This window comes from Teredinibacter waterburyi (assembly GCF_001922985.1).
GTDB lineage: Bacteria > Pseudomonadota > Gammaproteobacteria > Pseudomonadales > Cellvibrionaceae > Teredinibacter > Teredinibacter waterburyi.
The window spans coordinates 75,369-97,544 of record NZ_MRUH01000165.1; the positions used below are offsets into that span (position 1 = coordinate 75,369).

General features: G+C 48.2%; 16 protein-coding genes. 7 read left to right on the top strand and 9 right to left on the bottom strand.

Features of this window, described 5'->3' with window-relative positions; genetic code table 11:
- Positions 1–3 precede the first annotated feature (3 nt).
- From rsxB to IDZ20_RS12680, 5 genes are all read left to right on the top strand, one after another.
- Positions 4–636, top strand: coding sequence for an electron transport complex subunit RsxB (gene rsxB / locus IDZ20_RS12660; RefSeq protein WP_188151799.1), 633 nt, complete (start codon positions 4–6; stop codon positions 634–636).
- Positions 633–2,927, top strand: coding sequence for an electron transport complex subunit RsxC (gene rsxC / locus IDZ20_RS12665; protein WP_188151800.1), 2,295 nt, complete (start codon positions 633–635; stop codon positions 2,925–2,927). Before rsxB ends, rsxC begins: the two co-directional genes overlap by 4 nt.
- Positions 2,928–3,028: 101 nt before the next feature.
- Positions 3,029–4,078: an electron transport complex subunit RsxD gene (gene rsxD / locus IDZ20_RS12670; RefSeq protein ID WP_188151801.1), complete on the top strand. Its 1,050-nt coding sequence runs from the start codon at positions 3,029–3,031 to the stop codon at positions 4,076–4,078.
- Positions 4,079–4,108: 30 nt separating this feature from the next.
- Positions 4,109–4,762, top strand: coding sequence for an electron transport complex subunit RsxG (rsxG, locus tag IDZ20_RS12675; RefSeq protein WP_188151802.1), 654 nt, complete (start codon positions 4,109–4,111; stop codon positions 4,760–4,762).
- A 157-nt stretch (positions 4,763–4,919) separates the two neighbouring features.
- The gene (locus tag IDZ20_RS12680; RefSeq protein ID WP_188151803.1) at positions 4,920–5,630 is read left to right on the top strand and encodes an electron transport complex subunit E; all 711 of its coding nucleotides are present in this window, start codon (positions 4,920–4,922) and stop codon (positions 5,628–5,630) included.
- Between the two features lie 93 nt (positions 5,631–5,723).
- On the opposite strand, the gene IDZ20_RS12685 is transcribed toward IDZ20_RS12680, so the two are convergent.
- From IDZ20_RS12685 to pabB, 8 genes are all read right to left on the bottom strand, one after another.
- Entirely contained in the window at positions 5,724–6,938 is a 1,215-nt protein-coding gene (locus IDZ20_RS12685) for an MFS transporter (protein ID WP_188151804.1), read from the bottom strand.
- 55 nt (positions 6,939–6,993) lie between these two features.
- A complete protein-coding gene (locus tag IDZ20_RS12690) occupies positions 6,994–8,040 on the bottom strand; it encodes a sugar phosphate isomerase/epimerase family protein (RefSeq protein WP_188151805.1) in 1,047 nt (348 codons plus the stop codon).
- Between the two features lie 72 nt (positions 8,041–8,112).
- Positions 8,113–9,312 (bottom strand): Gfo/Idh/MocA family protein, encoded by a 1,200-nt coding sequence (locus IDZ20_RS12695; protein ID WP_245792311.1) that lies wholly within the window; start codon positions 9,310–9,312, stop codon positions 8,113–8,115.
- 146 nt (positions 9,313–9,458) lie between these two features.
- Positions 9,459–10,391, bottom strand: coding sequence for a sugar phosphate isomerase/epimerase family protein (locus IDZ20_RS12700; RefSeq protein WP_188151806.1), 933 nt, complete (start codon positions 10,389–10,391; stop codon positions 9,459–9,461).
- Between the two features lie 108 nt (positions 10,392–10,499).
- Positions 10,500–12,404, bottom strand: a complete 1,905-nt coding sequence (locus IDZ20_RS12705; protein ID WP_245792313.1) for a glycoside hydrolase family 2 protein — start codon at positions 12,402–12,404, stop codon at positions 10,500–10,502.
- Between the two features lie 175 nt (positions 12,405–12,579).
- Positions 12,580–13,191 carry a response regulator transcription factor gene (locus tag IDZ20_RS12710; protein WP_188151807.1) on the bottom strand — a complete coding sequence of 204 codons (612 nt, stop codon included), beginning with the start codon at positions 13,189–13,191 and terminating at the stop codon, positions 12,580–12,582.
- Between the two features lie 23 nt (positions 13,192–13,214).
- Positions 13,215–14,354 (bottom strand): sensor histidine kinase, encoded by a 1,140-nt coding sequence (locus IDZ20_RS12715; RefSeq protein ID WP_188151808.1) that lies wholly within the window; start codon positions 14,352–14,354, stop codon positions 13,215–13,217.
- Positions 14,355–14,591: 237 nt separating this feature from the next.
- Positions 14,592–16,724 (bottom strand): aminodeoxychorismate synthase, encoded by a 2,133-nt coding sequence (gene pabB, locus IDZ20_RS12720; protein WP_188151809.1) that lies wholly within the window; start codon positions 16,722–16,724, stop codon positions 14,592–14,594.
- A 373-nt stretch (positions 16,725–17,097) separates the two neighbouring features.
- On the opposite strand from pabB, the gene IDZ20_RS12725 reads away from it, so the two are divergent.
- Complete coding sequence (locus IDZ20_RS12725) at positions 17,098–18,462, top strand: response regulator (RefSeq protein WP_188151810.1); 1,365 nt, start codon at positions 17,098–17,100, stop codon at positions 18,460–18,462.
- Positions 18,463–18,862: 400 nt separating this feature from the next.
- Positions 18,863–21,358, top strand: coding sequence for an EAL domain-containing protein (locus IDZ20_RS12730; RefSeq protein ID WP_188151811.1), 2,496 nt, complete (start codon positions 18,863–18,865; stop codon positions 21,356–21,358).
- Positions 21,359–21,372: 14 nt separating this feature from the next.
- Here IDZ20_RS12730 and IDZ20_RS12735 read toward each other — a convergent pair whose 3' ends face one another.
- The gene (locus tag IDZ20_RS12735; RefSeq protein ID WP_188151812.1) at positions 21,373–22,155 is read right to left on the bottom strand and encodes an SDR family NAD(P)-dependent oxidoreductase; all 783 of its coding nucleotides are present in this window, start codon (positions 22,153–22,155) and stop codon (positions 21,373–21,375) included.
- Positions 22,156–22,176: the final 21 nt, after the last annotated feature.

Sequence of the window (22,176 nt, forward strand, 5' to 3'; positions counted from 1 at the left end):
GATATGATCGAACTATTCACAGAACAACCCATTATCAGCGCGCTGATTGCCCTTGGCGGACTCGCCGCTGTTTTTGGTGCGGTGCTCGGCTTCGCCGCGATTAAATTTAAAGTTGAAGGCGACCCGTTGGTTGAGCAAATTGACGAACTGCTGCCGCAAACGCAATGTGGTCAATGTGGCTACCCCGGTTGCCGTCCCTACGCGCAGGCGATTGTAGACGGAGACCCAATCAATAAGTGTCCGCCCGGTGGCCACACAACTATTGCAGCGCTCGCCAATTTACTCGACGTAGAAGCGCCGGCACTGGATGAAGAGCACGGCGAAGAATCCGAAGTGAAAAAGGTTGCCTATATTCGTGAAGACGAATGTATCGGCTGCACCAAGTGTATTCAGGCCTGTCCCGTGGATGCGATCCTCGGCGCGGCAAAACAAATGCACACCGTTATTGTTTCCGAATGCACCGGCTGCGATCTATGTGTAGAGCCCTGCCCAGTGGACTGTATCGACATGCTGCCAATTGAGACCGGCATTGCCGGTTGGAAATGGGATATGCCAGCCCCAGCACACATTATCGCCAGCGATAAAATACCCCATAGCGCGGATGCGTCTACAACGAAGCAAGAGGACGCCGCATGAGAAAAGTATGGGATATACACGGCGGCGTTCATCCGCCCGAAAGCAAAACGCAATCTAACCATTGCGCGATTGCCAGTATCGAGCTTGCCGAAGAACTTGTACTACCGTTAAGCCAGCACATTGGTGCGCCGTCAACAGCTGTAGTTACCGTTGGTGATCGCGTCTTGAAAGGCCAATTAATTGCCGAAGCTCAGGGTTTAATCAGTGCGCCAATACACGCCTCTACATCCGGTACCGTAACCGCTATCGAACAACGCCCGATTGCTCACCCGTCGGGCATGACCGCTGACTGCATCGTGCTCAAGCCCGATGGCCTAGAAGAGTGGATAGAGATCGACGCTTGCAACGATTACAAAGCGCTCGAAAAAACTGAAATCTTAGCTAAAATTCGCGGTGCGGGAATCTCCGGAATGGGCGGCGCCGGCTTCCCTGCAGCAGTGAAGCTAAACCCTCGGCCAAACCAGAAAATTACCACGTTAATACTTAATGGCACCGAGTGTGAACCTTACATCACCGCCGACGATATGCTGATGCGCGAACACGCTAACGAAATTATCGCGGGGGCCCTATTGCTGGCCCACCTGCTCGACAACCCGAGCGAAATTCTCGTCGGCATCGAAGACAACAAACCTGAAGCCATAGCGACAATGCAAGCAGCGGCCGAAAATACCGCAGTGGAAATTGTTGTATTCCCAACCAAATATCCGTCGGGTGGCGAAAAACAATTAATTGAAATCGTCACGGGCAAACAAGTCCCAAGCGGAGCGCTTCCAGCCAGTATCGGCATCGTCGTACAAAATGTTGGCTCGGCCTTTGCTGCATGGCGAGCGGTACGTTTTGGCGAACCCTTAATTAGTCGTGTAACGACGGTTGTCGGTGAGTCCTTAGCGTTACAGCGCAACATAGAAGTACCATTAGGCACGCCTATTCAGCACATATTGCAGCAACACGGCTGGCAACAAGAAAATGCCGCAAGGTTAATTATTGGCGGCCCAATGATGGGTTACACCGTCGAGTCGCCTTTAGTACCAGTGGTAAAAACCACCAACTGCATTCTAGCTCCGTCGCGACAGGAAGTGCCCGAGCAACCACCAGCGCAACCCTGTATTCGCTGCGGCATGTGTGCCGAAGCCTGTCCCGCGAGCTTGTTGCCACAACAACTATTTTGGTTTGCGCAATCAGAAAATTATGAAAAGTTACGCGAACACGATCTTTTCGATTGTATCGAGTGCGGCGCCTGCTCTTATGTATGCCCAAGCAATATCCCACTGGTGCAATACTACCGAGCGTCTAAAAGTGAAATTCGGATTATCGATGCGGACAAGCAAAAGTCCGATCGCGCACGCGTTCGTTTCGAAGCGCGCAAAGCGCGAATAGAACAAGCCGAAGCCGAAAAAGAAGCCAAGCGCGTAGCGCGTAAAATCGCCGCAGAGCAAGCCAAGCGTTTAGCAGACGAAAAGAAAGCCTTGGCAGGGCCCCAAGGCACTGCAACAACTACGTCTTCTGAACTGGCCGATAAAGCCAGTACTGCTGCCAAGCCCACAGACGTCGACCCAGCTACCGAATTGGCGAAATTAGAACGCGCCCTCTCCAGTGCACAAAGCCGTCAGGAACGCGCTACAGCATCACTGACCGACATGCAGCGCGAAGACCCTGACAATACGGCACGCATCGAGTCTTTGCAGGCACGACTTAAGCAGGCGCAATTAAAAGTTAACGAAGCCGAGCAAAAGCTGGGCAGTTTTAAAGCGGCGCAAAATTCCGTTGTCGCCACCGAAACGATCATCAAACAAAAATTAACCAGCTCACCGCTAGAGCAACTGCAAAAATCTGTCGACACGATTGGCAAACGCTTAACAACCGCCCGGCAAAAATTAGCTGAAGCCGAGGCCGCTGGAACGCCAACCGTAGAGGCACTGCGACAGGGTGTTGCCAAATTGCAACAAAAGCTCGATACCAGTGAGCGAGAACTGGTCGAAGCTAAGGCTGCAACTTCAACGGCGAGCGAAGTTGCAACAGAAGTAAACTCTGACCACAACAAAACGTTATCCGCCGCTGATATTGCAATCGAAAAAGCCAAAGCAAAGGCAGCAGCACAAGCCAACATGAGCGATACGGAAAAGCGTGCAGCGCAATTGACATCACTACAATCACGACTGACCAAAGCGCGAGAACGCTTGGCAAAAGCCGAGGCAGAAAACAATGAAAATATTGATGCTTTCCGTATTGGCGTAGAAAAGCTCGAAGTAAAACTGGCCGAAGCCAAAGAAGACGTAAAGGAAAAAGCGTAGGTAATTACCGACTATTACCTTTAATAGCGGCGGTATTGAATAGCAAATATAGCTGCCGAATTAAATTGAATATAACTGTAACCCAGTGAGACATAGCCGCAATGGCATTTATAAAAATCACATCACCTCATGCGCATAAGCCAGGCAACACTGGCTCGGTTATGCAAACGGTACTTTTGGCAACACTGCCAGGCATCGCTGTACTTACCGCTTTTTTCGGCCCAGGCACACTGGTTAACATTCTACTTACATCGCTGTTTTGTCTAGCATTCGAGGCGGCATTTTTAGCCCTTCGAAAGAAGCGTATAGCCTTCTATTTAAAAGACTACAGCGCTCTAGTGACCGCTTTCCTGCTAGCGCTTGCACTACCGCCTTATGCGCCGTGGTGGTTAATCGCAACGGGCTCTCTATTTGCTATCGTCATTGCCAAACAACTATACGGCGGTTTGGGTTACAACCCATTTAACCCGGCGATGGTCGGTTATATTGTTTTATTAATCTCATTCCCACTGGAAATGAGTAGCTGGCCAGCGGCCTCGCCAACCTTATCCGATGGTGCTCAGTTACCCGGGATTATCGCCACCTTACAGCAGGTATTTTTAGGTGTACCTATCGACGGTTACACCGGCGCTACACCACTCGACCTTCTAAAACAAAACCAGAGCCAACTTATTAGCGATTTATACGCTAACACTAGCGCCTTTAATCAAGGTCGCTGGGCTGGTGCCGGTTGGGAGTGGGTCAATTTGGCTTTTCTCGGCGGCGGCATTTTTCTGCTGTATAAAAAGATTTTTACTTGGCACGCGCCGATAGCCATGCTCGCTAGCTTAGGCCTGTTAGCCGCATTATTTTACGATGGTGGCAGCTCCACCAGCTCCGGCTCGCCACTCTTTCACTGGCTATCCGGCGCAACGATGCTAGGTGCGTTCTTTATTGTTACCGACCCAGTTACCAGTGCCGTAAGTGTACGCGGTCGATTAATTTACGGGGCCCTTGTCGGCGCTCTAGTGTTTATCATTCGCGTATGGGGCAACTATCCCGACGCTATGGCATTCGCTGTATTGCTAATGAATTTCGCCGCGCCGTTTATTGACTACTACACCAAGCCGCGCACATACGGGCACAAATCTGGCCCAAAAAGCCAAGCGTAATTAACTGTAAAACTCCTATGGAAATATTCTGTGTTAGGTCAATCGATAACTAAAAACAGCTTAATTCTTACCCTGTTCGCCGTAGTTACCGCCGCTATTCTCGCGGTTACCTATAGCGCTACCGCTGAGCGTATTAGCGCGGCAGAACGGGCTGCGGCGCAAGCGGCGTTACTCGAGCTGGTACCGCGTTCGCGCCACAATAACGATATGCTGAGCGATACGCTGAATTTATCCAGCGAGATGCAAGCCGCGCTCGGTTTTCACGGCAAGCAAGCGGATACGCCGGTGGCCTATATCGCCCGTTTTGACGGCAAGCCCGTTGCCGTCATTTTGCCGACCGTAGCGCCCGACGGCTACAGCGGCGATATTAAATTAATAGTCGGTATTAATCTGGACGGAACCATTGCTGGAGTACGAGCATTAAGCCATAAAGAAACCCCCGGCTTAGGTGATAAAGTAGATTTGCGTAAAAGTAATTGGATTCTGAATTTTAACGGTCGCTCGCTACTACAGCCCAGTATTGAACAGTGGGCAGTTAAAAAAGACGGCGGCACCTTCGATCAATTTACCGGCGCAACAATTACACCGCGTGCGGTTGTGAAGAGTGTAAAAAAAGCACTGTTATTTTTCCAGCAACAGCGCGACGTCATCTTTCCTAGCAGTAGCGACGACGACATTTTATAACCGGCCAATTAACAATTGGTTGGCAGGCTAAATGGTCAATCTGTAGTAGTCACGCGAAAGCAGCAGCTCTCATTCAACCGAAAAAAGCGGCTGAGCTGAAACATAAAACTTAAATTTATATACAACGTCGGCAGATCTCGACGTGGCGAGACAAGTTATGAGTCAGTACAAAGAAATAGTGAGTAACGGTCTTTGGAAAAACAATCCTGCGCTAGTCCAGCTACTAGGTTTGTGCCCCCTGCTTGCCGTTACCGGTTCGGTTGTCAACGCACTCGGTTTAGGCTTGGCCACCATGCTGGTATTAGTTGGCTCTAACATTGCCGTCTCGTTAATTCGCAACGCGGTAAGCGATGCGGTGCGACTACCCGCTTTTGTCATGATCATTGCCGCATTTACCACCTGTACCGAGTTATTAATGCAGGCTTTCACCTTTGAGCTGTATCAGATTCTAGGAATTTTTATCCCACTTATTGTTACCAACTGCGCCATCCTCGGTCGCGCCGACGCGTTCGCCTCTAAGAACAGTATTTTACCTTCGGCAATCGATGGTTTGATGATGGGGATGGGCTTTCTCTGTGTGTTGGTCGCCATTGGCGCGATTCGCGAATCTATCGGTAGCGGAACACTGTTCAATAACATGCAGCTATTATTTGGCGAGTCGGCTCGCGGTTGGTCCATTCAATTATTTGGTGAAGGGTATCGCGGGTTTTTAGTCGCGGTATTACCACCCGGCGCTTTTTTGGTGGCCGGAATGTTAATTGCTCTAAAAAATAGTATTGATTCTCACCTACAAGCGCGCGCTGCGGCAAACAAGGTGAAGCTCGAAAAAGGTTCTAAACGCGTTAGAACAACGGGACAAGTAGCTTAAACCTTAATGCTTAATCGCTAGGGCCGAACAACGACCCTAGCGTAGCCTTACATATCGTAATTACAGATGTAATTAGCGCCTTAGAGTAAGGCGCTAAACTCTCACCTTTTTACGCCAAACATACAAAATCGAAAACAGCACAATCAACACCAGTGGAAATACCACAAGCTGCTCGAGGGTCGCCTGACCTGCGGCGACCTCTGCTGCATCGTCGGCTAAGCCTGACACGATCGCTTGCTCCTTAGCCGCATCAATCCAGCCACCGATAACCGGGTTCATTGCCCCAACAAATAACATACCAGCAGCACCAACTAGTGATAATCCCAGCGCCCCGGTCTTGGCCTGATACTCACTGACAAAGCCGATCATCGTTGGCCAAAAGTACATAACCCCAACTGAGAATAATAAAGCAGCCACATAAACCATCGCGCCGGAAACCTGACTCAGCATAAAGATTCCCAGTGCCGCAACCACGGCAGACGCAAGTAACACACCTGCGGGGTTAAGAGCATGTACAACTGGCCCAGCAAAGTAGCGGCCCACCGCCATCAAGCCAGTTACCATTGCCAAAATAAGCATTGGATGCGCACCGGACTCCGCCAACATAACGCTCACCCACTGCTGTGTACCCAATTCGGTTGTTGCCGTAAAGGCCATACACACCAGCATAAAAATAAACAGCGGTGACGCTAGGCTTCGAATATTGATACTGGTGGATGTTTCAGAATTCACCATTGCGGGGAAGTCCTGGCTAAAGACAATATAGCCGTAGGCCAAGGTTGGTAATAACATCACCGCAATTTGCATTTGCCAGCCAAGACTAAACGACGTCATAGCGGCTGAGATCAAAGCACCGATGACAATGCCGCCTGGGAACCACACATGAAAGCGATTCAGCATGGTGGTTTTATTGTTGTGATACATATCGGCAATAAGCGGGTTACAACCCGCTTCGACCGCGCCGTTTGCGAAGCCTATGCAGAAGGTGGAAATTAATAAGCCCCAAAAACCATCGGCAATAATGGTTAAAACTAAACCTAACAGGTGGCCAACAAATGCCACGTACATCAACAGCTTTGGCCCAACTTGGTTGTATAAAAGTCCGCCCACCATCATCGCCACAGGGAAGCCAAAGAAGGCCATGGAATTGATCCAACCGAGTTCAGTTTTGGTAAAACTAAAGCTATCGGCAAGCTCACCCAAAATTCCCGCGCGAATCGCAAAGGTCATTGCGGTAACAACAAGCGATAGGCAGCAGGCAAAAAACAGCAAGTCCTTTTTAGGCGCGATATTTTCAACACTAGTCATAATTGATTTCCGTTATGTTTTTATTGTTGTGTAATTTCTAGTTTTTTATTGCTCGCTAATCCAAGCCTAAAATACGTTTGTTCAAACTTTCATCTGGTGCTACTGCAGCAAAATCGTCGAATGCTCGTTCCACTTTGCGGATCATATGCTTTTGAATAAAAGGTGCACCTTCGCGAGCGCCATCTTCTGGATGCTTTAAACAACACTCCCACTCCAACACCGCCCAACCTTGATAATCGTATTTGGCGAAGCGGCTAAAAATGCCGCTGAAATCGATCTGGCCATCACCGAGTGAGCGAAAGCGGCCGGGGCGATCGACCCAACCTTGGTATCCGCCGTAAACACCGCTGCGCGCAGACATAATAAATTCCGCATCTTTAACATGGAAGGCCTTGATACGCTGATGATATAAGTCGATAAAGCCGAGGTAATCCAAATGCTGTAACACGAAGTGGCTGGGATCGTAGAGAATATTAGCGCGCGGGTGATGATCGACTTCTTCTAAGAATCGCTCAAAGGTTGCCCCGTCGTGCAGGTCTTCGCCCGGGTGAAGCTCGTAACACACATCAACACCAGCAGTATCGAAAGCATCGAGGATTGGCCGCCAACGCTTAGCTAATTCGGCAAAACCGGAATCGACTAAACCCGCTGGGCGCTGCGGCCAAGGGTAGACAGTGTGCCAAAGCAGAGCACCGGAAAATGTCGCGTGCGCGGTCAATCCAAGATTTTTACTGGCTTTCGCTGCGTACAGTAACTGCTGCACGGCCCATTCAGTACGACCTTTGCTGTTGCCGCGCAAATGTTCGGGCGCAAAGCCATCGAACATATCGTCATAGGCTGGGTGTACTGCCACCAACTGGCCCTGCAGGTGTGTAGAAAGCTCGGTAATTTCCAAGCCTTTTGCGGCAAAGGTCGCTTTTAATTCATCACAGTAGCTTTGGCTTTCGGCAGCTTGCTTTAAATCGATACAGCGTGCATCCCAAGTCGGAACCTGCACACCTTTATAGCCGAGTGACGCCGCCCAATCGAGGATACCGTCGAGCGTATTGAATGGCGCTTCGTCGCCAAGAAACTGCGCTAAAAATATTGCCGGACCTTTCATAGTCTATCTCCGATATTCGCTAGTTTAAGCTAGCGCCGTAATTTTAAAATTTTGGGACGCTCATGCCATTAACTAGCGGCTAACATCACAATTCAGTTGCGTCCACTGCCCACCAGCGGCACTGCTAGCGACAACCGCCTCGATAAACGCCATGCCTTTTACGGCCTCATCAATACCCGGTACGTTATTCATTGTGGAAGACTGGGGAGCTTCCGTGCCGCGAGCGTCGGCAATAGCCGTGGCAAAATTACTGTAAAGATTGGCAAAAGCTTCAATATAGCCTTCTGGGTGCCCCGGTGGAGTGCGACTATTGTTACTGGCATTAACGCCAAGATAGCCCTGCCCTGCACGGATCAGCTCCGCTGGGCGATCCGGCCACTTAAGCCAGAGCGAGTTGGGTTCCTGTTGTTGCCAGTCGAGTCCACCCTTAGTGCCATAAACACGAATGCGTAAATTGTTTTCTTCACCCACAGCAATTTGGCTAGCAAACAAAACCCCGCGCGCGCCCTGATCAAAACGCAGCAGTACAGAGCCATCATCATCTAGGCTTCGACCGGCTTCCAACGACTGTAAATCGGCTAACAAGGTCGCTATCGATTGGCCACTAACAAACTCGGCCAGGTTAGCCGCGTGCACGCCAATATCGCCCATACAACAGCTTGCACCCGCTTGCGCAGGGTCGAGTCGCCAAGCGGCTTGCTTACCATCTTCGCCCCCCATCACCGCCGCCAGCCAACCTTGGGTATACTCGGCAACCACCTTGGTTACCTTGCCAATATCGCCGCGCGCGACCCGCTCACGGGCTTCCATTACCAAGGGGTATCCCGTATAGGTATGGGTTAAACCAAACAATAAGCCCGTCTCGGTAACCTGCTGCTGCAATGCGCGCGCTTCGGCTAAATTCAGTGTCGCCGGCTTTTCGCAAAGAACGTGAAAACCCTGCGCTAGCGCGCTGCTGGCAATTGAGTAGTGAGTGCTATTGGGGGTAACAATGGCAACAAACTCCATCCGCTCAGCCGCAGGTAATTCGGCTTCGCGTTGCATCATGGTTTGATAATCAGGGTAACATCGCTGCTCGGGTAGGTAGAGTGCCTGGCCTGCGCTGCGGGATTTTTCGGGGTCGCGACTAAACGCACCGCACACTAGTTCTATGCGGCCATCCAAGCGCGCCGCCATACGATGGATATTGCCGATAAAGGCGTCGGGGCCTCCACCAACGATCCCCATGCGAATTTTTGCTGCAGGTTTTTTTGACACGAGTTCTTTAGACATTGTCGCACTCTGGCTTTTGGGGATTTAAATAATCACGCATTAAACGATTCACAAAGGTGACCGCTTTCCACTAATAACTAAACTGACTTGCTACAGGGCGAACAAGGCCTTTAGCAAGTCAACAATAGTAGTGCCGCATCTAAACCTTAAGCTTTCGACAAGGCGCTACGCGTGCGCTCTAGTAACTGCTTAGTTTTCATAATGCCGACTTCTTCCGCTAGGTCGTCGCCTTCATATTCAATGCCCACCCAATCGGAGTAACCGGCGTCTACCACCAGTTTCATAATGCGCAAATAATCGATGTCGGTTTCGTTACCATCTTTGTCGAAGGTAAACGTCTTAGCGCTAACGCCTTTTGCAAAGGGCATAAGCTCGGCAACACCTTTATAACGGTCATAACTTTCGCCGGTATCGCGATTAATAACGAAGTTGCCGAAATCTGGCAAGGTGCCCACACGCGGGTGGTTAGCCGTTTTCATAACGCCGCTCAACCATTTGCCATTAGACGAAAGACCGCCGTGATTCTCGACGATGACGTTCAAATTCAGCTTGCCGGCATACTCCGCAAGTTGATGCAGGCCGTCCGCGGCTAACTTCATCTGCTCATCCCAACTACCGCTACTTTGTGCATTCACACGAATAGACTGACAACCTAACTGATGCGCAGCATCGGCCCAACGATAGTGGTTTTTGACCGCTTGCTTGCGTGCCTTCGCGTCTGGATCTCCCAAGGCGCCTTCGTGATCGCACATAATCAGATTGCTGAACACACCGTGATCATCGGCGCGCTGGCGTAGCTCTCGGATTAATTTATCGGTAAGTGTTTTCGCATAAAACTGGTTTACATATTCGATCGCATCTATGTCAAATTTTTCACGCGCGATCTTTGCAAAATCCAACAAGTTGTAGGTTCCGTCAAAGAAACCTTTATGAAGTGACCATTGAGCAAGCGATATTTTAAATTTTTGCGGCATGGCTTGTTTGCCTTTTTCAGCAGCGGACGCGGCCATGAAAGGGGTCATTGCACTGGTTCCAGCCATAGCGGATAAAACCAATAGTTGGCGACGAGTCATATTCATGGCGATCCTCTCTTTTTATTATTGAAGTAACGAAGTCTATTGAATCTATTGTATAAAGCTCTCGATTGTGGGGCCGACTACCTCAATTTTAGGTCAAGATAGCAATAATTATCCCCCGGCTTTACCCTGATAGAAGTCGCGAAGCCGATACCACGCTTGTTTGCGCTCGCCACTTTCAGACACTAAACCCTTGCGATTCCAGTAGTCTTGTATCTCCGGCAAAGGCCGACGTGGCGAGCGAAAGTCCTTGAGAATCCATGGTGTCATACCTTTGACGAAAGGTATCTTATCTATCATTTCAAGATTGTAACGATAAACGTCGTCTTGATACTCTTCTGTCCAGCGCGCATTTTTGTCGCCATGGAGCCCAGCTAAAGCGCCAGCTCCAAACTCACTGATAATCACCGGTTTATTGTAGTCCGATTGCCAGCGCATTGCGGCACAGTCACTCGGTTTGTCGCTGTACCACCCACAATAGGTATTAATACCGATGACATCGACCAGCTCGGCAAACGGATCGTCAATTTTTTTCGCGCCACCGACGGTTTGTTGGGTATCGGAAGCGGCGGTAATTAATCGTGTAGCATCTAGCTGTCGGGCCTTGGCGACTAATTTCTTCAAAAATGTAAAGCGCAAGTTATGATTGGGGGTTTCATTCGCTACCGACCACAGAATAATCGCTGCACGGTTCTTATCACGCTGAATCATTTCAGTTAATTGTTGCTCAGCTTTTTGATAAACCGCCTCGCTTTCGAATTGCACCGTCCAATACACTGGAATCTCTGACCAGACTAAAAGCCCGAGTCGATCAGCCGCACGCAGCATATTTTCATTGTGAGGATAATGCGCCAAACGAACAAAGTTACACCCTAGCTCCTTCGCCATAGTCAGTATCTTTACCGCTTCGGCTTCACTCCAAGCGCGCCCTTCGCCACCGGGCTTTTCTTCGTGAATACTGATGCCGCGCAAGTAGATAGGCTCACCGTTTAAAACGATATCCTCGCCCTGTACACGAATATCGCGAAACCCTATCTCATCTTCAAGTGTCTCACTTCCATAGCGAAACACCACCTTGTACAACTTAGGATTTTGCGGAGCCCAGCGTTGTGGATTAGCCTCAAAACTAAAACTAGCTTTACCGCTGGAATCGACATCTAGCGCAGAATCAAGCCCTAGCTCTGGCAGCTGTAGGTGTATGTTCGTGTTGCCTTTCGGTGAATCGCCGGAGAGCTGAACCCAACCACTAATTCGGGACTTACCCAAAGCTCGTGCTTGCAAATCCAAACTTAGGGTGTAGTCGCTGATGTAGGTTCTATCCAATTCTAAAATTGTTACTGGCCGTGTAATACCGCCGTAATTCCACCAGTCAGTATTAACCGTTGGAATATTGTCGCGCTCGCGGCGGTTGTCGACTTTAACCACGACGAAATTATCACCGGCCTGCAGCTGCTTGGTAACGTCGAACTGAAAGGGGGTAAACCCTCCTTCATGGCGACCAACTTTCTCGCCATTCACATAAACCACAGCCTCGTAATTCACCGCATCGAAATATAAAACGTAGCGCTTATGCGAATTCTTGGTTAACGAAAAGCTCTTTTGATACCAAACAGTTCCCTCATAGAAAAACAACCTCTCCAATTGGGTATTCCAATCGCCAGGAACCTCTAACAGAGGCGATTTAGAGAAATCATATTCGACTAAATCTGAAGGCGATTTTGCGCTAGCATTTTTAAAATAACCATTGGGGTTTTCTAGGTAACGATGGTTATAAAAACCATTTTCGTAGGGGTCTACAATTGTGCGCCAAGGTCCATTCAAACTGATTGCAGTGCGCGCATGAGGATTTTGTAGTAATAGGCTTTGAGCTAAAGCCGCCGGAGCGTGCAGGGCTGGAGTTTGTATAGAAGAAGATTTTTCAGCCGCCATAGATTGCATAGCGATACAAGAAAGTAGTAATACAAGCTTAACCAATAGGACTTTTAGTGTTGTACCACATGTTTTGATAGTGAACATAATTCCCCTCAATGGCGATAACCAGAAACCAAAACATCAACGCGAATAACCCTAGCGGCAACTTATTAATTAGATTTTTGCTGCTTAAAAAGCTGTACTCGTTTGCAGACGCGTGGCTTACGATCAAAATAGAGGGGTTAGAATAGGCAATTATTGCGCGGGAAGGAACCGATTTCTACAACCATCCTTTTTGCCGGGCAATGCGCGCAGCATCGACACGATTGGTTGCATTCAATTTAGATATGGCTTCGGAAAGATAATTTCGCACCGTCCCTTCGGACAAAAATAATTCAGCGGCTATCTCTGCAGTTGACTTACCCGCGCTGGCGAGTTTAAGTGCTTTACGTTCTTTATCCGTTAGCGGATCGCGGTCATCCAGCGCTGCCATAGCCAATTCAGGATCGATAATTTTTTTACCCGACACAACTAAGCGTAACGCGTTACATAGCTGTTCCGATGGGGCGTCCTTTAACAAAAAACCACACACGCCGGCCGCTAGAGAACGTCTAATATAGCCCACCCGTCCGAAGGTTGTCGCTATCACGCATTTTAATTGCGGGTATCGCAGCGCAACCTCCTCCACCAACTCTATGCCACTACGTTCTGGCATTTCGATATCGGTAAGTACCACGTCGACTTCGTCAGTCCCCAAGCGCGCTAGATGTTCGAGTGCAATATTGCCGTTTTCGGCTTCGGCAACGACGCGAATATCCGTCTCAAGATTGAGCAACGCTTTGAGTGCACCGCGCACCATAGCCTGATCTTCTACTAGCAATACGCGAATCATAAACGAATCCATCTGCGACAAGATTAATAATCTATTGTGATAATGATGTGCATTCCCGAGTCCAGCTTTATCTCTAACCTACCATTAATTTCTTCTAGCCGCTCGCGAATGCCCTGCAAGCCATTCCCCTCTTTAATCACACTAGGAACATCGCCATTATCATAAATAACTAAAGTGCAGGAGTGAGCGCTATTTTCGGTGTGAAGGCTTACTTTTGTGGCGTTACTGTGCCGCAATATATTGGTAACCACCTCGGTTAAAATCAAACTCAACGCGGCTTCAGATTTTGCCCCCAACTTCTCGAAGTTGCAGTTTTGCTCAACCGCAAGCCCCTGAGCGCGTAAACGCTCGGAAAGATTCAACACTTGGCTGGCGATCGTCTTTGCTTTATAGCCACTGATAGCGGTACGAACCTCGCTTAAAGATTCACTGCAAATATCCGCTACCTGTTGCATTTCAGTTAACGCTAGATCCAAATCGCCGGCACGCCCTAGCTTAACCGCGAGTTGAGATTTTAGTGCAATAGACGTTAGGGTATGGCCGAGTACATCATGCAAATCTCGAGCGATTCGTTCGCGCTCCGCAACAACGGCTATTTGTTCCAGCTCTAGCTGTGACTTGGCTTCGCGATCCTGATGCTTGCGTTGCAAGCGACTAAACACACCAAAAATACTCATTCCCACAATAGGAATCGTGCCGGGCAAAATAAAGTACGCCTGAAACAAATCAAACAAATACGCCGCCACGAGTAAACAGACCACAACACCGAGCAAGCTCAGCAGCGCACCACGCGGTTCAAAACACAGCGCCAAATAAAATACAAAAAAACAGAAGAAGATGTTACTGCCAGAATTATAACCACAAGCGAGCGTTGTTAATAAAACACCAACTACGGCAATTTTTATTGCCAAAGAACGCGGCGAACGGAGACAAAGAAATAATACCCCCAACAAAACTAGATAAATAACCAGCGCCCCGATGAGATACAAAGGTGTCAGCGAGATATACCAGAGCGGGAAAAAATAAAACAGGGTATAAATCAACGGCACTAACAGCCAAATCCATTTAGTGCCATTTTGGTTTGGGAGAAATTCCCCAACAATCGAATCTTCCGCTAGAAATCTTCCAGAAAACATCATCTCTTTCCATAATTGTAAAGCCATTCGTCTAGGCCCTAGATATTCACGACGATGTACTTTATAGCAATATAATTTGATCGCCGCAGCTTATAAGCTATATCGTCACACAGGCTTTAAATGAACAATCCATCTAGCCACAGCCACCTAAGCTTAATAGATTCCATTATCAGCACTAAAAAGGGAAATACCTATGGATGATTGTCAGCCACTCAAATGACAAATGTCATCTTAAGTCAAAGCACAGTGACTCAACGTTATCCTTTAACTCGACGTTACCGAAAGTGCTTGCAACAGCGCCTGCGCTTTTACTTGCGTTTCCTGCCACTCACTTTCTGGATCACTCATATCAACGATTGCACCGCCAACACCCAGACTCGCTTCGCCATCTTCAACGACCAGCGTTCGAATAATAATATTAAAATCAGCGCTGCCATTTAGCGCCAAAAAGCCAAGTGCTCCCGAATAGATTCCACGGGCACCACCTTCGAGCTCATCCAAAATTTCTAAAGTACGACGTTTGGGGGCGCCTGTCATCGAACCACCGGGAAAACAAGCTCGCAAACAATCTAGTGCCGATACATCGCGGCGTAAGCGCCCGCGAATAGTACTTACTAACTGGTGTACAGAAGCATAACTCTCCACTGCAAATAACGCTGGAACCTGGACGCTACCCACTTCGCACACCTGTCCTAAATCATTGCGCAGTAAATCGACAATCATTAAATTTTCAGCGCGATCCTTTTCATTTGCCGCAAGTTCGTGCTGTATCGCCCTGTCCTCCACCGTATCAGTGCAACGCTTGCGCGTACCTTTAATAGGCTTGGATTCAACCGTGCCGCTTTTATCAATAGTAAGAAAACGCTCTGGGGAGGAACATAGAATATGTAACCCAGAAAATTTTAAATAGCTGGCATAGGGTGCAGGGTTTAAATGGCGTAGTGTTCGATAAAGCTGTAGAGGTTCGGCATTACTTTTTACCGACATACTATTGGTAAGGCACACCTCGTAGGTTTCACCTTGAAGAATCTTTTGTTTGGCCTGTTCGATTAAATCTAAATAAGACGCTTTAGTGTGCCTAAAATGAATCTCGCTGGTATCCCAAGACTCGTCACCCAAGGGGATTTGATTCGCGCCGGAAGGGATAGAATCGGCCAACACGGTGAGCTGAACTTCCATCGTTTGCAACCAATACTCGGCTCGCGCCGCTTGCTCGGGCTGCTCCAAACAAACCAAATAAACAACCTGTTCTTCATGATCAAAAACAATCATTCGGTCTGCAAAAATCCAGCTCGCATCAGGAGACTTAGAGCAGTATGGCGCTGCAAAACCAGCCGCCGCCTTCATTTCGTAGCCCATGTAGCCAACATAGCCCAAGGTGAAATCAAAAGGCAGTTCATCGGTACTAATTTTGGACGCGTCGAGCTGCCCTTGCAGATATTCAAACATGTCGGTTTGAATACGATGCTGTCCTGTGGTTGTTTGTATATCCAATGTTTTTGTTTCTTGCCGGTAACACAAAGTTTGCGCATGAGGCCCGGTAGCGTCCCCCATATAGGAAAATCGTGACGGGTGTAAGGCGGAGGCAGAGTCCAACCAAAAACTATTTTCGGATAATGCGAAAAAGTCGCTAAACACGGCTTCGGCATCAGTAAAAAATGGCAGGCGTCGGTAGGATAATTGCAGGTCTGCCGCAATACCCAGCGAACTTTCCTGACGTCGGGAACGCGCACCGTCTATTTCATTAGAAATTATTTTTGTAGCAGCGTTTAGCGGCGAGACATTCTGCGGTGAATTTATTGCAGCGCCCTGCTCTTTTAGCCAGTTTAAAGATAGATCGCGAAAGTTAGCCAACAGCTTGTGGCCATATTCGCTACAAACGGATTCAGGATGAAACTGTACGCCCCAGAGTGGCTTGCTTTCATGGCGTGCGGCCATCAGTACACCGTCGTCGGTATAGGCGAGACCCTTAAACATTGGCGGTAGCTCACTAACCCATAAAGAGTGGTAACGAACTACTGCAAAGGGGGAAGGAATATTCTTAAACAGGTCCTCACCGCGATGCTGTATTTTACTAAGCCTACCGTGCATAACCTTGGTAGCGTAATCAATACGACCGCCATACAGATGACACAAACCTTGGTGACCAAGACATACACCCAATATCGGCAGCGGCGCCTCGCGCAGCACGTCGCTACAAATACCGAAATCCGCTTCCCTATCGGGGCGGCCGGGGCCTGGAGAAATCACAATATTATCGAAGCCCTGTGCCAGCACCTCTCGCCAGTTGTGGCAGCGGTTATCAATAACCAGTGGCGGAACCCGATTAACCTCTGCGATTAACTGGTAAAGGTTATAGGTAAAAGAATCAAAATTGTCGATGAGTAACGTTTTCAATAGATGTTTAACCCGCCTAAAAACTCAAATTTACCTTAACCCAAAAACCCTGCCCCCAAGCCAACCCACTTACAACCAATTATGACTCAGACGTAACACAAGAGCGCAAGGATACTCCGCTTGTCATTTTGATGGTAGCTTCAGGCGCCGACCAAGCGCTCAAAAACCGCCAGCTCTGCACGACTTACACCGCTATTACACGTTTCACAGAAGCAAACATTGGCACTGGTAAAAGCGCTTCAACACTGGTTAAATATGCGCCAACAGTACGCGGGGTAAAAGCTAGTCTTAGCGCGAACACCAGAAAGCTTACACGTTAGCCAAGAACCCCCAACGCCAACAATAATAAGAAATTTACCCGAGAGATTTACGCATGTCCCGAGTGCTTATTGTCGATGACTCCAAAACGGCACAGTTTCGTTTAAAAAAGATGCTTGCGCGTTTTGACCTCGATGTCGACACCGCTCTCTCAGCAGAGGAAGCGCTCGGTTACTTAAGTTATCAAATGCCCTCGGTGATTTTTATGGATCACCACATGGAAGGCATGGATGGTTTAGAAGCGCTAAAAATTATTAAGGCCAACCCAAGCACGGCTATGATTCCCGTCATTATGTACACCGCCGAACAGGGCGACGTCTATACCGGCCAAGCACGCGCTCTCGGCGCACTCGACATTCTGTCCAAAGAAGTCATCAAACCCTCTAACTTAGAGCGCGTTTTATCCAGCTTGGGCATAAAGCCCTTAGGCCGTGAACCAATCGCCGACGTTGCCCCTCCAGAGCCTGAAGACACCTTCACAACGCCCCAGGTCGCCGCGCCAGCAGACTTTTCCAATGTTGACCGCGACCCACCGCTTTCACAAGTGCGAGCCCAGGTAGCGCGGCTGTTTGAAATGCACATCGCCGATGTACGTCAACAAATAAGTGAAAATTCGCGTTTTATTATTAGTCGCATTAGTCGTGAAATAGACGAAAAATCGCATCAAGAAGCCACAGTAGGTGACGTTCCTCTTTCCGTGTTGAACGCTGAAATAGAAGCCGATCAAAAGCGCTCAGCCACTATTTCGGGCGCGCTGTTAATACTTATTTTTATCGCTCTCGGTCTGATTGGCTACGAGCTTATGAATACCCGCTCAGATTTAAAAAATATGGGCGAAAATGTGATGCTACTTGCCGAAACCAATATTGAAAATCAAGCCTTAGTGGCCAGCCTTAGCGAAGCCCTGCTTCAAGAGCGAGGTGCTGCCAGCAGCAACATTTCAGAACAACTACTCGACATCCTAAGCTGGGCGCTAGACACAGACTTCCAGTTCAATTACGGCGAAGCACCGTTAAACGAAACCACTGTTGGTGAACTAAGCAATTTGATCTATCGCCTCGCCGAAGTTGGTTACAGCGGCACCGTGGAACTGAACATCCACTTCGGCAACAGCTGCCTACAACTTGACGACTCCGGCAACTGGCAACTGGCAGATGCCGAGCTAACTGCCGACGGCTGTACCATGCAATCGGAAATAAACGCCGACATTTCCAGCAACGATTACCTCAGCTTACCCTATTTGAATTTTGAACAAACCGCGACCCCCATTAAAACAGGCCAAATTGAACTACAAATTAGATCTAGCGGTTTTGGTTCACCGCGATACAACTACCCTCTTGTCACTCCCTCAGTTACCGCAGTTGAGTGGAACGAGATAGCAACCAAGAATAACCGCGTTACCATTAATCTTATTCACTAGTGGCTGCTCTCTAGTCGGCAACGCAAATGAACATCACTGCCCCTTGCCTCGGGGCAGTAAAGACATAAGACCGTCAGTAAGCTTTATAGATGGATATTCGGCTGTACTCGGCCAGCCCCAGCACCTCGAAATAGCGCAACATTTACACCGTAAAAGCACGAAAATAGGCCTCCAATACCTCATTAGTATCAAAGCAATGATTATTGCCATCCTTGTATACATTAACGCATAACATTTTTGCCGCCACAGCTTTGTCATTCGACGCCAATTCTCGAGAAAAAATGGCACAATTTTCGTTACGCGCCTGTAAACTCAGCTAAACTTGACCAGCAGCAGAAGCGTAATCCGTTTCTTTATTTAATTCATATCCGCCTGATGCGGATTCTTCAAAGTTGAGCAAATGAGCGAAATACTAGTAGTTTGCCCCAACCAGACTGAATGCGCGTCGATAGTCGCCGAGCTGGAAAAATGCAACCTCTACAATATTAGGGTTACCCATTCTGCAACTTCAGCCCTTGCCGCTATTCGAGAGCGGCCGCCATCACTACTGATCTGCACCCTAGAGCTTGACGATTTGGATGGCTGGCGGCTCGCTCGTATGGTGCGCTGTGGCGCACTAAACTGTAAAGACGACACACCTATTTTGATCTTCACAGAAAAATGGTGTCAGCATATTACCGAAATTACCGCACGCGAATACGGTGTCAATCGAGTTCTGCCCTCAAGTGAGATAGAAACCCTCGGCCACGAAGCGAAAAAATGCCTGAGCGGCGATTGGAAGATCTATGTAAAACCACGCCTACTTGTAATTGAAGACGGTGCCGATACCGCCGATTTAGTGTCGCGTGTGCTCGACCGACAATTTCAAATCGACATCGCCAAAGATGGTGAAACGGGAATTCAGCTGTGGCGCGAACGCAGCTATAGTCTGGTCCTTTTGGATTACATGTTGCCGAACATATCGGGCAAAGAGATTTTAAAAATAATTGTAGCCGACAAGCCAGAACAGCCGGTGGTTATGATGACAGCACACGCCTCTACAGAACTTGCCGAACAATTAATGCTATTGGGCGCTAGCGATTTTCTGGCCAAGCCCTTCCGTACCGAACAATTGCGAAAAGTGTGCGATCTCGCCACACGCCGTGAGGACTTCCGTTTAAGCAGCCACCAGTTCACCGAAAAAGTGAATTCATTAGAGGCAAGCGAACGCGAATACCGCCGCATCTCTATGGTCCACCAACAACTACTGCATAATTTACAAACAGTTGTAATGGAACTAGATGAAAACCTAAATCTCACTTTTTTAAATTATTCATGGCAAGTATTAACCGGCTACGACCTTGACGAGTCGCTCGGCCAGCCCCTGATGAAATTCTTAGCGGACGAATGCAAAGCCGACAAATCTGAAATCGAAGTTAAATTGCACGATGTGCTCAGCAAGCGCAAATCTGAATGTGAAATTGAACTCTGCTTGCTCGATAAAACCGGCCATAGAATTTGGGCGCAAATGAAAATCCGCCGCTCGGCACACCAAAATCAAACCACGCTAACCATCTGTCTAGATAATATTACCAAGCGGAAACAAGCCCAAGAACAGCTCGAATATCTTGCTATGCACGACTCGCTAACAGGCTTGTTTAATCGGCACTATTTTGAAGAATCGTTAAAACATACCTATGCCGACTCAGTGCGGACTGATCGCCAGCACGGATTAATTTATATAGATCTCGACTATTTCAAGGTGATTAACGATACTTTTGGCCACCACGAAGGCGATGAAGTATTACGCCAGATTTCCACCTTACTGAACTCTAGAGTTCGATCCTCAGACCTGCTCAGCCGACTCGGTGGCGATGAATATGCACTTCTGGTACATGATGTAAGTGAATCTGGCTTGAAAGAAATCGCCGTTGAGTTTCAAGGTTTAGTAAACGACTTTACCTATCAGATTAATGGTCAGCGCCTCAAACTAGGCTGCAGTATTGGCCTAAGTATGGTCGACGGCAAAGCATCAAATGCTGAAGACTATTTAATGCAAGCGGACATCGCTTTATATGTCGCCAAAGGCCGTGGGCGAAATTTGATTCATCGCTATAACCCAAACGACAGTGAAAGCGAAGATCTACGCACTCGGGTTAACTGGGCGCAGCGAGTTAGAGAGGCGGTGGCCGACGACCGTATTATTTTGCAATACCAGCCCATTTTTGACGTTGCCAAGAGCTCTATTGCCTACCACGAAGCTCTGGTACGTATGATTGGTGAAGATGGCGAGATGATTTATCCCAGTAGCTTTATTCCACCTATGGAAAGTACCGGCGAAATGCATTTTTTAGATCGCTGGATCGTCAAGCTCGCAATTCGCTCACTAAGTGAAATAGAGAATTTGGAGCATATCGCGATAAATTTATCGGCGCAGGCGTTTAACGATGAATCCCTCGTGCCAATAATCGTTGAGGCACTTAACGAATGGAAAGTTGACCCGGCCTGTATTACTTTCGAACTCACCGAAAGTGCTAGCCTACTAAACCTCAATGCCACCAAAAAAATTGTCGAGAACTTACATACCATTGGCTGTAGCTTTGCAATCGATGACTTTGGATCCGGTTTTAGTAGCTTTGCCTACCTAAAAGAACTGCCAGCAGATTACATCAAGCTAGACGGCTCGTTTATTCGTCATCTCCATGAAGATGAAGTCGATAAAGTCTTAGCTAAGTCGCTTATTCAAGTTGTTCAGGCTATGGGTAAAAAAGCAGTCGCCGAATTTGTAGAAAACGAAGCGATATTTAATATCTTGCAAGAGTTTGGTGTCGATTATGTACAGGGCTACCATATAGGTCGCCCTGTATCAGCCGGAGAAATAAAGCCTCGCCAACCTGGCTATGCAAAACGCCTTTAAATTCTAGCTTTGTGCTAAGCCGCTGGGAAAAGTGGGTGCCCTTGAATATGGTGCCCACCGTCGACATCTATTACCGCACCTGAAATTTTCGCCGCTTTTTCCGACCCCAAATACGCCACCATCTGAGCTACGTCTGCAGGCTGTGCAGTTCCTAACGGTTGAAACTGATTTAGATATTGATACAAACCAGCGACCTGCTCCGCAGATAAACCTAAGTCGGCAGCAGCAGAAGAAAAAGTAAACCCAGGGTTTACCGTATTTAAACGGATGCCATCAACAGCCCAGTCTGCCGCTAAGGCTTCCGTCAACTTTACTAGCGCCGCTTTGTACATCGCATATAAAGGCATACCGTTAACGTATCGCTTGGTAATAGACGATCCAATATTGACAATTGCACCACTGTTTTTTGCTAAATACGGATGAGCGTACTTACACAGCTTAATTACACTCGTTAAGTTCGCCAACACCGCAAAATCAATATCGGCATCATCACTTTGCAACAGAGGCGCATTAATACAATTCGCTAACGCATTGTTGACTAATATATCGATATCGCCAAACGTCGACACCGTCGCCGCAATTAAAGCTTCCGCGGCTTTGGGGTTGGTCATGTCATATGCTAATCCGATAATCTCCCCAGCTGTTTTTTCCTGTAACCCTGCAGCCGCTGCGTCCGCGTTGACTTGGGATCGACTCGTCACCACAACCTTAAAACCGTCCGTGGCAAGTTGCTCCGCAATACCATAGCCAATACCTTTACTTGCGCCGGTAACTACTGCAATTTTTTTACTGCTCATTTTTATATCCTAAAATAATTT

Bases quoted from the DNA above. Each gene is read 5' to 3' on its own strand.
- rsxB (WP_188151799.1), top strand. From the start codon at position 4: ATGATCGAACTATTCACAGAACAACCCATTATCAGCGCGCTGATTGCC.
- rsxC (WP_188151800.1), top strand. From the start codon at position 633: ATGAGAAAAGTATGGGATATACACGGCGGCGTTCATCCGCCCGAAAGC.
- rsxD (WP_188151801.1), top strand. From the start codon at position 3,029: ATGGCATTTATAAAAATCACATCACCTCATGCGCATAAGCCAGGCAAC.
- IDZ20_RS12680 (WP_188151803.1), top strand. From the start codon at position 4,920: ATGAGTCAGTACAAAGAAATAGTGAGTAACGGTCTTTGGAAAAACAAT.
- IDZ20_RS12685 (WP_188151804.1), bottom strand. From the start codon at position 6,938: ATGACTAGTGTTGAAAATATCGCGCCTAAAAAGGACTTGCTGTTTTTT.
- IDZ20_RS12690 (WP_188151805.1), bottom strand. From the start codon at position 8,040: ATGAAAGGTCCGGCAATATTTTTAGCGCAGTTTCTTGGCGACGAAGCG.
- IDZ20_RS12695 (WP_245792311.1), bottom strand. From the start codon at position 9,312: ATGTCTAAAGAACTCGTGTCAAAAAAACCTGCAGCAAAAATTCGCATG.
- IDZ20_RS12700 (WP_188151806.1), bottom strand. From the start codon at position 10,391: ATGAATATGACTCGTCGCCAACTATTGGTTTTATCCGCTATGGCTGGA.
- IDZ20_RS12705 (WP_245792313.1), bottom strand. From the start codon at position 12,404: ATGTTCACTATCAAAACATGTGGTACAACACTAAAAGTCCTATTGGTT.
- IDZ20_RS12710 (WP_188151807.1), bottom strand. From the start codon at position 13,191: ATGATTCGCGTATTGCTAGTAGAAGATCAGGCTATGGTGCGCGGTGCA.
- IDZ20_RS12715 (WP_188151808.1), bottom strand. From the start codon at position 14,354: ATGGCTTTACAATTATGGAAAGAGATGATGTTTTCTGGAAGATTTCTA.
- IDZ20_RS12725 (WP_188151810.1), top strand. From the start codon at position 17,098: ATGTCCCGAGTGCTTATTGTCGATGACTCCAAAACGGCACAGTTTCGT.
- IDZ20_RS12730 (WP_188151811.1), top strand. From the start codon at position 18,863: ATGAGCGAAATACTAGTAGTTTGCCCCAACCAGACTGAATGCGCGTCG.
- IDZ20_RS12735 (WP_188151812.1), bottom strand. From the start codon at position 22,155: ATGAGCAGTAAAAAAATTGCAGTAGTTACCGGCGCAAGTAAAGGTATT.